General features: G+C 72.5%; 17 protein-coding genes. 12 read left to right on the top strand and 5 right to left on the bottom strand.

The genetic code is table 11. The annotated features are described in order from the left end of the window. Positions 1–10 precede the first annotated feature (10 nt). The 10 genes from QSK39_RS08025 (at position 11) to QSK39_RS07980 (ending at position 5,485) form a co-directional block, all read left to right on the top strand. Entirely contained in the window at positions 11–1,399 is a 1,389-nt protein-coding gene (locus tag QSK39_RS08025) for a sensor histidine kinase (protein ID WP_285476987.1), read from the top strand. Further along, the gene (locus QSK39_RS08020) at positions 1,399–2,079 is read left to right on the top strand and encodes a response regulator transcription factor (RefSeq protein ID WP_284746845.1); all 681 of its coding nucleotides are present in this window, start codon (positions 1,399–1,401) and stop codon (positions 2,077–2,079) included. The genes QSK39_RS08025 and QSK39_RS08020 overlap by 1 nt, the downstream gene beginning before the upstream one ends. Before the next feature lie 185 nt (positions 2,080–2,264). After that, entirely contained in the window at positions 2,265–2,594 is a 330-nt protein-coding gene (locus QSK39_RS08015) for a gas vesicle protein GvpO (RefSeq protein WP_285476986.1), read from the top strand. A gap of 17 nt (positions 2,595–2,611) precedes the next feature. After that, positions 2,612–2,905, top strand: coding sequence for a gas vesicle protein (locus tag QSK39_RS08010; RefSeq protein ID WP_285476985.1), 294 nt, complete (start codon positions 2,612–2,614; stop codon positions 2,903–2,905). Next, positions 2,902–3,633 (top strand): GvpL/GvpF family gas vesicle protein, encoded by a 732-nt coding sequence (locus QSK39_RS08005; protein ID WP_285476984.1) that lies wholly within the window; start codon positions 2,902–2,904, stop codon positions 3,631–3,633. Before QSK39_RS08010 ends, QSK39_RS08005 begins: the two co-directional genes overlap by 4 nt. Further along, the gene (gvpJ, locus tag QSK39_RS08000) at positions 3,626–3,784 is read left to right on the top strand and encodes a gas vesicle protein GvpJ (RefSeq protein WP_285476983.1); all 159 of its coding nucleotides are present in this window, start codon (positions 3,626–3,628) and stop codon (positions 3,782–3,784) included. Before QSK39_RS08005 ends, gvpJ (QSK39_RS08000) begins: the two co-directional genes overlap by 8 nt. After that, positions 3,781–4,002: a gas vesicle protein K gene (locus QSK39_RS07995; protein ID WP_285476982.1), complete on the top strand. Its 222-nt coding sequence runs from the start codon at positions 3,781–3,783 to the stop codon at positions 4,000–4,002. The genes gvpJ (QSK39_RS08000) and QSK39_RS07995 overlap by 4 nt, the downstream gene beginning before the upstream one ends. Continuing rightward, positions 4,003–4,320 carry a gas vesicle protein GvpJ gene (gvpJ, locus tag QSK39_RS07990; RefSeq protein WP_285476981.1) on the top strand — a complete coding sequence of 106 codons (318 nt, stop codon included), beginning with the start codon at positions 4,003–4,005 and terminating at the stop codon, positions 4,318–4,320. Beyond that, positions 4,317–4,877, top strand: coding sequence for a GvpL/GvpF family gas vesicle protein (locus QSK39_RS07985; protein WP_285476980.1), 561 nt, complete (start codon positions 4,317–4,319; stop codon positions 4,875–4,877). The genes gvpJ (QSK39_RS07990) and QSK39_RS07985 overlap by 4 nt, the downstream gene beginning before the upstream one ends. Before the next feature lie 74 nt (positions 4,878–4,951). Then, positions 4,952–5,485, top strand: a complete 534-nt coding sequence (locus QSK39_RS07980) for an NHL repeat-containing protein (RefSeq protein WP_285476979.1) — start codon at positions 4,952–4,954, stop codon at positions 5,483–5,485. Positions 5,486–5,560: 75 nt separating this feature from the next. Here the strand turns inward: QSK39_RS07980 and QSK39_RS07975 are convergent, their stop codons facing one another. Genes QSK39_RS07975 through QSK39_RS07965 form a run of 3 tightly spaced genes read right to left on the bottom strand, consistent with a single transcriptional unit; the run spans position 5,561 to position 7,118 of the window. Continuing rightward, entirely contained in the window at positions 5,561–5,962 is a 402-nt protein-coding gene (locus tag QSK39_RS07975) for a CoA-binding protein (RefSeq protein ID WP_285476978.1), read from the bottom strand. A 23-nt stretch (positions 5,963–5,985) separates the two neighbouring features. Further along, positions 5,986–6,558 carry a hypothetical protein gene (locus QSK39_RS07970; RefSeq protein ID WP_285476977.1) on the bottom strand — a complete coding sequence of 191 codons (573 nt, stop codon included), beginning with the start codon at positions 6,556–6,558 and terminating at the stop codon, positions 5,986–5,988. A 56-nt stretch (positions 6,559–6,614) separates the two neighbouring features. Next, positions 6,615–7,118, bottom strand: coding sequence for a VOC family protein (locus QSK39_RS07965; protein ID WP_285476976.1), 504 nt, complete (start codon positions 7,116–7,118; stop codon positions 6,615–6,617). 139 nt (positions 7,119–7,257) lie between these two features. On the opposite strand from QSK39_RS07965, the gene QSK39_RS07960 reads away from it, so the two are divergent. Next, a complete protein-coding gene (locus QSK39_RS07960; protein WP_285476975.1) occupies positions 7,258–8,058 on the top strand; it encodes a 2-keto-4-pentenoate hydratase in 801 nt (266 codons plus the stop codon). Next, positions 8,055–8,810: a 2-keto-4-pentenoate hydratase gene (locus QSK39_RS07955; RefSeq protein WP_285476974.1), complete on the top strand. Its 756-nt coding sequence runs from the start codon at positions 8,055–8,057 to the stop codon at positions 8,808–8,810. Before QSK39_RS07960 ends, QSK39_RS07955 begins: the two co-directional genes overlap by 4 nt. Here QSK39_RS07955 and QSK39_RS07950 read toward each other — a convergent pair. Beyond that, a complete protein-coding gene (locus tag QSK39_RS07950; protein WP_285476973.1) occupies positions 8,794–9,678 on the bottom strand; it encodes an alpha/beta fold hydrolase in 885 nt (294 codons plus the stop codon). The two genes, QSK39_RS07955 and QSK39_RS07950, sit on opposite strands and share 17 nt — an antisense overlap. Continuing rightward, a complete protein-coding gene (locus QSK39_RS07945) occupies positions 9,678–11,153 on the bottom strand; it encodes a WS/DGAT/MGAT family O-acyltransferase (protein ID WP_285476972.1) in 1,476 nt (491 codons plus the stop codon). The genes QSK39_RS07950 and QSK39_RS07945 overlap by 1 nt, the downstream gene beginning before the upstream one ends. Positions 11,154–11,342: the final 189 nt, after the last annotated feature.

The raw sequence follows: 11,342 nt of genomic DNA, 5'->3' as shown, positions 1-11,342 counted from the left end.
CGCTGCGTTGGTGAAACTGGGCAGCGTGATCGCCGCGACCGGCGTCCGGATGCGGACCACCGTGGTGGCCGTCTTCGCGCTCGCGCTGGCCATCGCGGCCGCGCTGGCCGTGGTCGTCGTGCTGCTCGAAGAGTCGCTCGACCGCAGCGTCACCGAGAGTGCCCGCAGCACCGGCCGCCAGGTCGCCATCCAGCTCGTCCGCGAGGGCGCGCGCGACCTCAGCGCGTCCGACGTCGCCAGCACCGGCGACACCGAGGCCGTCACCCAGGTGCTCAACGCGCGCGGCGTGCCGATCGCGAGCGACCCGGCGATCGTCGGGCACCCGCCGCTGACCGCCGCCCGCCCGGCCGTCGGGCAGGAGAGCATCGAGACCCTCCCGCTCGGGCTCAACGGCGACAGCGACGACTACCGCGTCGTGTCGCAGCAGGTCAACGGGCCGGGCGGGCCGTACACGGTGGTGTCCGCGCGCTCGCTGGAGCCGGTGACCGAGGCGTCGACGCGGCTGACGCTGCTGCTCGGGCTGATCTCGATCCCGCTGCTGGCCATCGCCGGGTTCGCGGTCTACCGCGCGGTCGGCTCGGCGCTGCGGCCGGTGGAGCGGATGCGCCGGACCGTCGCCGAGATCTCGACGCGCGACCTCGAGGCCCGCGTCCCGCTGCCGCCGGGGGGCGACGAGGTGCACCGGCTGGCCGTGACGCTCAACGAAATGCTCGGCCGGCTCGCGTCGGCCCAGGCGGCGCAACGCCGGTTCGTCGCCGACGCCAGTCACGAGCTGCGTTCGCCGCTGTCCACGATCAGCACCGCGCTCGACGTCTCCGGGCGGCACCCGGAGAGCACCGGGGACCTGGTGCCGGTGATCGGCCGGGAGACGGCGCGGCTGCGCGAGCTCGTCGACGACCTGCTCATGCTGGCCCGCACCGACGACACGACCGATCGGCCGTCGCGCACCGAGGTCGACCTCGACGACATCGTCCGCGCGGAGGCCGAGCGGGTGCGCGGCGAGTGCGCGCTGGAGGTCGAGGTCCGCGCCGGGCCGGCGAAGGTGCGCGGCAGCGAGGCCCAGCTGCGGCGGGCGGTGCGGAACCTGGTCGACAACGCCCGCGGGCACGCGCGCTCGCGCATCCGCGTCGCCAGCTCGGTGCGCGGCGACCTCGCCGTCGTCGAGGTGAGTGACGACGGGCCGGGCGTCGCGGAAGCCGACCGCGAACGGATCTTCGAGCGGTTCGTCCGCCTCGACGCGTCGCGGCAGCGCGGGCACGGCGGCACCGGGCTGGGCCTGCCGATCGTCGCGGGCATCGCGGCGCGCCACGGCGGCCGGGCGTCGTACCGCACGTCGGACGAGCCGGGCGCGCGGTTCGTGCTCGAGCTGCCGGTGCTCGAACTGCCGGAGGAGGAGTAGTGCGCCTGCTGATCGTGGAAGACGAGCGCGAGTTCGCGGAGACGCTGCGGCGCGGCCTGGTCGCCGAGGGGTTCACCGTCGACGTCGCGCACACCGGCCGCGAGGGGCTCTGGCGGGCCACCGAGCAGGAGTACGACGTCGTCGTGCTCGACATCATGCTGCCCGAGCTGTCCGGCTACGAGGTGCTCAAACGCTTGCGGGCGGCCGAAAACTGGACGCCGGTGCTGATGCTCACCGCGAAGGACGGGGAGTACGACGAAGCCGACGCGTTCGACCTCGGCGCCGACGACTACCTGTCGAAGCCGTTCTCCTTCGTCGTGCTCATCGCCCGGCTGCGGGCGCTGCTGCGCCGCGGGGCCCCGGCGCGCCCCGCCGTGCTGGAGGCGGGCGACCTGCGGCTCGACCCGTCCGCCCGAACCGTCCACAGAGGACAGCAGCGGATCGAGCTGACCGCGCGCGAGTTCGGGTTGCTGGAGTTCCTGCTGCGGCGGCCGGGCACCGCGCTGACGAAGAACGAGATCCTGAGCCACGTCTGGGACGCGCACTACGACGGCGACGAGAACGTCGTCGAGGTCTACATCGGCTACCTCCGGCGCAAGATCGACGTGCCGTTCGGCACCCGCACCATCGAGACGGTCCGGGGTGTGGGCTACCGGCTGGTAGACGTTACTCGATCGTAACCTTCCGGCCGGAATCGGGAAATTGGTTCCGGTGGGGGTCGCGCGGCTGCGCCATTTGCTCCCGCGAGTTGCCGCAGAGAGCCCACTCGTTCCAGCGAACCGGTGAAAAATACCGTCCCACAACGCATCTGCAGACGGTTGTGCACGTTGCTACCGTGGGGCACCCATCCGCGACGAGGAAAGCGATGACGGAATCGCCGCAACCGTTCCTTGCCCCCAGTAACAATGTTCAAGAGACCCCCGAGAAATCCGTTTCCCGGCTCCGTGCCGCCGATGCCATTCGGGAAGCGACCACCCAGTTCGGCGTGGTCACGGGGCTGACCCCGCACGCCGTGACCGGGCTCCGGACCCGCGCCGAGGGCGGCTGGTCCGTGCTCGTCGACGTCGTCGAGCTGGCCCGGATCCCGGATTCCACCAGTGTGATGGCCACCTACCGGGTGGACCTCGACGCCGGCGGCGAGCTCACCGCGTGCGAGCGGCTCCGGCGGTTCACGCGCGGTGCCACCGATTCCTGAAAGGAAGAGTGACACGATTGGCCGCTTCGTCCGATTCATTGGCGGACATTCTGGAACGCGTGCTCGACAAGGGTGTGGTGATAGCCGGTGACATCGGCGTCAGCGTTGTCGACGTCGAATTGCTGACCCTGCGGATCCGGCTGTTCATCGCGTCCGCGCAGACCGCCCGGGAAATGGGGATGGACTGGTGGACGAACGACCCGTTCTTCGCGCCGAACGCGGCCCGTGAAGAGCTGGAAGAAACCGGCTTGGCGGCGCGCGTCGCCGCACTGGAGGCCCGGGTTCCGGGCAGGAGGGACGCACTGCGGTGACCAACCGCGATTGGCTCTGCGCGTACGCGATCACCCGCAACCGGGACGGGCTGGACCTCGGCCCGGCACCCCGGCTCGTCGGTTACCGAGACCTGGGCGTGGTCGTCTCCGAGGTGTCGCCGGCGCGCTTCGACCGGATCGACACGCTCGACCCGGTGGACGGCGCGCTCGCCGAGCTGGCCCGCGAACACGACGCCGTCGTGCGCGCGGTCTTCCGTCACGAGGCCGTGCTGCCGTTGCGGTTCGGCACGGTCCTCGACGGCGAAGCTTCGGTGAAACGGCTCCTGGAGGTCGCCTACGACCAGGCCCGCGACTGCCTCGACGAGGTCGAGGGCCACCGGGAGTGGGGGGTCCGGGTGCGGCACGTCGAGCCCGCCGCGACCAGCCGCCCGGATCCCGCGGGCCTGTCGGGCACGCAGTACCTCGTCCGCCGCCGGGAACGGCTGAAGGCGATCCAGCGCGGCCGCGAGGACGTCGTCGAAGTGGCCGCGCGGCTCGAAGAGGCGCTGAGCCGGCACGCCGCCGACCACGTCGCGCGGGCGCGGCCGCACGGCGTGCTGGTCAACACGGCCTACCTGGTCGCGCGGGACCGGGAGGCGGCGTTCCACGCGGAGTTCGAGTGGTTCGCCCGCGAGCTGCGGACGGCGGGCGCGACGGTGGAGACGTCCGGTCCGTGGCCGCCGTACTCGTTCACCGACGTCGAGCTGGGCGTGGCGGCCGGTGGCTGACGCCGCCGAAGCCGTCGCCGACCTGCTCGACCGGGTGGTGCACCGGGGTGCCGTGGTGACCGGCGACGTGATCATCTCGCTCGCCGGCATCGACCTCGTGCGGCTCGACCTGCGGCTGCTGCTGCTCGGGATCGAGGAGGCACCCGGATGACCGAGCCCGTCCGGATCCCCGCCGACGCGGGCCGCGGGCTCGGCCACCTGGTGGTGACCGTGCTCGACATCCTCCGCGAAGTGCTCGAACGCCAGGCCCTCCGGCGGCTCGACGCCGGAACCCTCACCGAAACCCAGATCGAAGACCTCGGCCAGGCCCTGATCGCGCTGGAGCTCCGGTTCGCCGAGATCCGCGCGGCCCTCGACGAAAGGCTCTAGGTGACCAGACCCGGACAGACCGGCGGCGGCCTCGCCGACACGCTCGACATCCTGCTCGACAAGGGACTCGTGATCGACGCCTCGGTGCGGGTGTCGGTGATCGGGATCGAGCTGCTGGCGATCGAGGCGCGGATCGTGATCGCCAGCGTCGACACCTACATCCGGTACCTCGAAGCGATGCAGCGGCTGCAGAACACCCCCGCGCCCGGGCAGATTTCGCAAGGGCTCGGGCAGACGACCGGGCTGATCCCGCCTCCGCCGCCCACGCCCGCGGTGGCCGTGCCGGTCGAGCCGGCGATCCCGGTCGACCAGCCGTGACGCTGCAGCTCTACGGCGTCGTGCGCGCCGGGCACCCGCGGGCGCCGCGGACCGTGTGCTGGGAGGACCTCGCAATGGTCGTCGGCGAACCCGAACCCGATCCGGCGGTGCACCTGGCGGTGGTGTCCGCGCTCGTCGAGGGCGGGCCGGTGCTGCCGGTCCGGTTCGGCACCGTCGCCGACGACGAGGAAGCCGTCCGGAACGAGGTATTGGCGCCGGCGGCCGACACCTACCGCGCCGACCTCGACCGGCTCGACGGCCTGGCCGAGGTGCACGTCTGCCTGCGGTTCACCGAACCCGGCTCGGCGTGGCGGGCGGCGCGCTCCGACGTGCTGCTGAGCGAGGTCGCCGAACGCGCCCGCGACTCGGTGTCGCTGCCGGCGGGCGAGTCCGCCGACGAGCGCTGGGCGTTCCTGGTCGGGATGGGCGACCTGCTCGTCGTCCGCGACGCGGTCACCGGGCTGGCCCGCGGCGACGGCGTCCAGGCCGACTGGGTCGGGCCGCTGCCCGCGTACAGCTTCCTGGAGCGGCGGACGTGCACGCGGTGGAGCTGGTGAGCGACGGCGGAACAGTCGCTGAACACTCCTTTCGGCACTGGCCGCCGTGGCTCGCGGTCGGCGATCCTGGCGTCGTGGCCACCAGTGAAGTCGCGGCGCTGCCCCGCGCGTTCGGCGGGCCCGGCTCGGGGCCGGGCCAGTTCCGCACGCCGTCCGGGATCGCCGTCGACGGGCGTGGCCGCGTGTGGGTGGCCGACACCGGCAACGACCGCGTGCAGGCGTTCACCCGCGACGGCGCGCTCGTGCGCGTGCTGTCCGGGCGGCTCAAGGCACCGGAAGGGGTCGCGGTCGACGCGGCGGGCAACGTCTACGTCGCCGACACCGGCAACCGCCGCGTGGTGCAGTTCTCGTGGTGGGGCGGGTTCGTGCGCGAGTTCGGCGGCTTCGGCCTGCCCCGCGCGGTGGCGCTGGACCCGGCCGGCCGCCTCCTGGTCGACGACGCCGGCGAGCGGCGCATCGCGCGGTTCGACACGCGCACGGGCGAGGCGCTGCCCGACACGACCGAGCCGATCAGCTCACCCCGCGACGTCGCGGACGACGGCCTGGGCGGGGTCTGGGTGGCCGAGACCGGCAACCACCGCATCGTCCACTTCGGAGCGTCCGCCTAGTTCTCCGTGCCTCAGCCACGGCGGTACGCGTCGCCAGGAGGCCCGATGCAGTAGCCGGTCCACAGACCAGGCCGCCTAGTTCTTCGAGATCGCGGCCGTCGCGCGGACGACGGCGGTGCAGCGGTTCTCGACGTACTCGAGGCCGCCTTCTTCGGCGATGCGGCGCGCTTCGGCGGAGACGATGCCCTGCTGCAGCCACAGCGCCTTCGCGCCGATCTCGACGGCGTCGCGGGCGATGCCGGGTGCCTCGGGGGACGGCCGGAAGACATCCACGACGTCGACCGGCTCCGGGATGTCCTTCAGCGACCGGTAGACCTTCTCGCCGAGCAGCTCGGTCGCGGTCGGGTGCACCGGGATGATGCGGAAGCCGTGCGCCTGCAGCACCGCGGGAACGCCGTGGGCGGCCTTGGCCGGGTCGCGGCTCAGGCCGACGACCGCGATGGTCTTCGCGTCCGCCAGGATCTCTTCTGCCTTCATACCGGTGGAACGCGCGGCGGGCGTCAAAGCTTCCAGAGCCGCAGGCCGCGGACGCGGTACACGGGCCAGATCACGTGCCACGGCTTGCGGCGGGCGAAGGTCGCGGCACACGTCAGGATGTTGCGGGCGGACGTCGTCGTGACCTCGTGGCGGTCCGGCCACACCTCGCCCTTGGCGCCGACGGCGATGCGGAACACCGTCAGCAGGCCGCGGCCCTGGAGGTCGTACTTCGCGCCGGTGTCCCCGGAGTCGGGGGCGAGCTCGGCGATCTCGGCGCCGAACGCGCGGGCGGCCTGCGGCGCGACCTCGGCGGGGACGACGCCGACACTGCGGAGGATCGCCTTGCCGTGCAGCCGCCGCGCGTACCGGAACAGCAGTGAGCGTTCCCACCACGGCAGCAGGCGGTGGTGGGCCAGCAGCGCGGCGCACTCGCCGTGCCCGATCGCGAAGATGCTCGTGAGCTCGTCGTAGGCGCCGTTCGTCGCCGGCTCGTTCAGGTGGAGCCGCACTTCGAACCGGGTGCGCGCGCTGAGCTCGTCGAGCAGCTCGCGGTGCTCGAGCCGCGCCTTCGCGCGGGAGAGGGACCAGTCGGACATCGGACCTCCAGGCGTCGCGCACAGGGTATGCGGCACGCGGCGCCCGGAACACGTTTTCAGCCGATCTTCTCGCCGTACATCTCCCCGAGCGGGTCGGAGATCAGCTCGACGCGGGCACCGTCCGGATCGGACAGGTAGATGGAGGTCTTGCTCTCCAGCAGGTACTGCACGCCGGCTTCGTCGAGCTTGTCCTTGATCGCGCTCCACCGATCGGGCGTGACGGACAGGGCCAGGTGGTGCAGTCCACCGAGGACTTCCGCGTACGGGCCGAGGTCCAGACCGGGCAGGTCGAAGAAGGCGACGGCGTTGCCGTTGCCGACGTCGAAGAAGAAGTGGCTGGAGCCGGGGTAGTCGCGGTTCTCGATCAGCTCGGTGAGCGGGAAGCCCAGGATGTCCTGGTAGAACCCGATGGTCCGCTCGACGTCGCTGGAGATCAGCGCGGTGTGGTGGATGCCGCGCCCGTTCGTCTCCGGGCGTTCCGCGGCCGGGTGCAGGTGGCGCTCGCGCAGCTCGTCGCGGATCTCGGCGAGCTTGGCGACCTCGGCCTGGGTCGGTGCCATGTCCCTCACGTCCCTTCCTGGTGGTGTCCTCGAACGTACGCTCAATTTATCTCGCGAGCAAGAGGTTGACTGGCGAGAGGTCCACTGGACGGAACGTCGAGGGTTGTGTGCGGGGTGCGCTCACGGCAGAGTCCCCGGAGTGGACGCCAGCAAGGTGCAGGAGGCCGCCGCCGTACTGGCGCGGGCCTACGCGACGCGAGAGCCGATCGAGCCGCTGATCAAGACCTACCCGGACGCGGGGATCGAAGACGCGTACCGGATCCAGCAGGAGCAGGTGCGGCACTGGGTCGAGGGCGGTGACGCCGTCCGCGGGCACAAGGTCGGGCTCGCGTCCGCCGCGATGCAGCGGCAGATGGGCGTCGACCAGCCCGACTACGGGCACCTCACCGGCAGCATGTTCCACCTCGAGCACCAGCCGATCCCGACGTCGGCGTTCCTGCAGCCGCGGATCGAGCCGGAGATCGCGTTCGTGCTCGGCTCGGCGCTGCGCGGCCCCGGTGTCACGGTCGCCGACGCGGTGCGGGCGGTCGACTTCGTGCTGCCGTCGCTGGAGATCGTCGACTCGCGGATCCAGGACTGGAAGATCTCGCTGTTCGACACGATCGCGGACAACGCGTCGTCCGGCGGCGTGGTGCTGGGCAGCAGCCCGACGGCGCTGGGCTCGGTGGACCTGCGGCTGGCCGGCTGCGTGCTGCACCAGAACGGTTCGGTGGCGGCGACGGGCGCGGGCGGTGCGGTGCTCGGCTCGCCGCTGAACTCGTTGGTGTGGCTGGCGAACACGGTCGGGCCGCTGGGCGTCACCCTGGAACCCGGGCACGTCGTGCTGCCGGGGTCGATGACCCGGGCGATCCCGGTGTCGCCGGGCGACACGGTCGTCGCGACCATCGCCGGCCTGGGCAGTGTCACCGCGGTCTTCGCTCCCGCTTCGGAGGAATCGTGAACGTGCGAGAGGCGGCCGCTGAGCTGCTGGGGACGGTTTCGGAGCGGGCTCCGCTCTCGGAGGACTGGCCTGGGCTGGACGTCGACACGGCGTACGCGATCCAGGACGAGGCCCTGCGGCTGCGGCGGGCCCGCGGCGAGACGCTGGTCGGGCTCAAGCTGGGGCTCACGTCCCGGGCGAAACAGCAGCGGATGGGCATCGACTCGCCGCTGCTGGCCTGGCTGACGGACGCGATGGTCCTGCCGGCCGGAGTTCCGGTGCCTTCGTTGATCCACCCGCGCGCCGAGCCGGAGCTGGTCTTCGTGCTGGGCTCGCGGCTGGCGGGCCCGGGCGTGACGGCGGCGACGGCGCTGGCCGCGGTCGACCGCGTGTACGGCGGCATCGAGGTCATCGACAGCCGGTACGCGGACTACCGCTTCACGCTCCCGGACGCCGTCGCGGACAACGGCTCGTCGGCGTACTTCAGCGTGGGCCCGGTGGGGCTGCCGCCGTCTTCTCTCGATCTTTCGCTGGAGGCGGCACTGCTGGAGGTCGACGGCCAGATCGTCGACACCGCGACCGGCGCGGCGGTCCAGGGTCACCCGGCGGAAGCGCTGGCCCTGGCGGCGAACGCCCTGGGTGCGCGGGGCCTGGCTTTGGAGCCGGGCTGGCTGGTCCTGACCGGCGGCATGACGGACGCGGTCCCGGTCCGCCCCGGCTCCCGCGTCGCGGCCCACTTCTCCCACCTGGGCTCGATCACGCTCGCCGGTTGACGGCCTCGGCCCGGTCGGCGATGCGCGTGATGCCCTTGACCACCCGCGGCCAGACAGCGCGGGGCAGGTCGTGGCCCATGCCGGGGACGATGTCGAGGTCCGCGCCCGGGATCGCGCGGGCCGTCGCGCGGCCGCCGGACACGTGGACCAGCGGGTCGCGGGCGCCGTGGACCACCAGCGCCGGCACCCGCACCTTGCGCAGCCGGGGCCCGCGGTCGCGTTCGGCCATGATCGCCGCGAGCTGGCGGACCGTGCCGCCCGGGTGGACGCCGCGGTCGAACGTCCGCTCGGCGCGGTCGCGCATCCGCGCCTCGTCGAACGGGTAGCCCGGCGAGCCGATCAGCCGGAACGTCCGCACGAGCAGCTCGACGTAGCCCGCGCGGTCGCGCGGCGGCGCGCTGAGCAGCATCGACATCGCCTTCGGGCTCGGCCGGCCGACCAGCCGCCCGCCGGTGGTGGACATGATCGACGTCAGCGACCGGACCCGCTCGGGGTGCCGGATGGCCAGGGTCTGGGCGATCATCCCGCCCATCGACGCGCCCACGACGTGCGCGGCCGGGATGCCCAGCACGTCGAGCAGGCCCGCGGCGTCGGCGGCCATGTCCGCGAGCGAGTACGGCGCGCGGTGCAGCAGGTACGCCTGCCCGAGGTTGGCCCGGCCGCGCATCCGGCTGGACCGTCCCGCGTCCCGGTTGTCGAACCGGATGACGTGAAACCCTTGTGCGGCCAGGGTTTCGCAGAACTCCTCGTCCCACCAGATCATCGGCGCGCCGAGCCCCATGACGAGCAGCAGCGGTCGGCCGTCCGCGTCGCCGAACGTCTCGTGGCACAGCTCGACGCCGTTGACCTCCGCGAGCCGCTCCGCCATCAAGCCTCCCGGGTGTGCTCGGCGGCCAGCTTGGTGAGCTCGGCCAGCGCGTCGTGCAGGTGGTCGATCAGGTCCCAGACGTCCGGGATCAGCTCGCGGCAGGCGACGAACCCGAAGTCCAGCTTGCCGTCGTAGGACATCACGGTGATGTTCAGCCCGCCACTCGCGTCGGTGATCGCGGACACCGGGTAGTTCGCGAGCAGCCGCGCGCCGGCGAGGTACAGCGGGCTCTGCGACCCGGGCACGTTCGAGACGACGAGGTTCACGACCGGCGCGGTGGCCCCGAGGAACTTCATGGTGGCGCGGGCGGCGAGCCCGCCGAGCGCGGCCGGCAGCATCCCGCTGAAGTCGACCAGCCACGACGCCGGCAGCGGCTGGTACCGCTGCTTCGCGGCGACCATCGCGGTGGTGACCTCGGCCAGCCGCGCGGCGGGGTCGGCGAGGTGCGTCGGCAGCGGCGCGAGCATGACCGACACCTGGTTGCCGGCGTCCTTCGCCTGCTCGGGCGTGCGCACCGACAGCGGGACGAGCGTGACGAGCGGCTGGTCGGGCAGGGCGTCGTGGTCGACCAGCCACCGGCGCATCACGCTCGCGCACAACGCCATGACGACGTCGTTCACCGTGACGCCGAAGGTGTTCTTGACGTGCTTGACCTCGTCGAGGGGCAGCGAGCCGTACGCGAAGCGGCGGTGGGGGCTGATCGGCCCGTTGAACGGCGTGTCGGGCGCGACGAGCCGCGGCCGGTCGGCTTCGTGGCGGCCGGAGCCCTGCCGGGTGACGCGGTTGAGCACGCTGCCGGCCTTCGCGAGCAGCCCGACGCCGGGGTAGCGGGCGAGGCCGGGGACTTCGTCGAGGTGCTGGAGCAGTTTCGGCACCTGCAGCGCGGCTTTGACGGGGTGCAGCGCGAGCCGTTTCACCCCGTTGAAGGCGAGTTCCGCGCCGCTGGGCACGGACTCCTTGTGTGGAGTCTCAGGCGGTTTTGCCGGTGGCGGCTCGGCGGTGGTGTCCATGAGGACGCCGATGAGCTCGGCTCCGGAGACGCCGTCTATGGCGCTGTGGTGGACCTTCGTGTAGACGGCGACGTTGCCGTCCTGCAGACCGTGGACGAGGTAGGCCTCCCAGAGCGGCCGCCGCCGGTCGAGCGGCCGCGCGGTGAGCCGCGAGATCTGCTCGGCGAGCTGCCGTTCGTCGCCCGGCGCGGGCAGGGCGATCTCGCGGACGTGGTACTCGAGGTCGAACTCGGGATCGTCGATCCAGTAGGGGTGGTCGAGCCCGAGCGGCACGGGCAGCAGCCGCCAGCGGAGCGGCTTGGCGAGGTGCAGCCGCTCGCCGATGAGCTCCCGAAGGTCATCGAGGGTGAGCCGGCCGCCCGGAGCGGTCGAGGGATCGAGGATCGAGAGGCCGCCGACATGCCCGGTCGTGGTGGTGGACTCGGCGTTGAGGAACTGGACGTCGAGTGGGGTGAGCTGACGCATCGGGCCTCCTCCGGCTCGGCAGGCCAGTCTGCCCCGCCCGGTCGCCGGGGGTAAATCCGCTGGCCGGGTGCGGGGAGGGCAGCAGGTGGCGCATCCGGTACGCCCGCAGTGGGAGGGACTGGCGCGTGCGGCCAGAAGTGGGGCGTGCTTGGTCCGGGTAGGCCCTGCGCGGGTTGCGGCGGGCGGGGC

It is taken from the genome of Amycolatopsis sp. NBRC 101858, from assembly GCF_030269325.1.
In the GTDB taxonomy this organism is placed as follows: Bacteria; Actinomycetota; Actinomycetes; order Mycobacteriales; family Pseudonocardiaceae; genus Amycolatopsis; species Amycolatopsis ponsaeliensis.
Note: the sequence above shows the minus strand (reverse complement) of the source record. Positions and strands in the feature narration are given on the sequence as shown.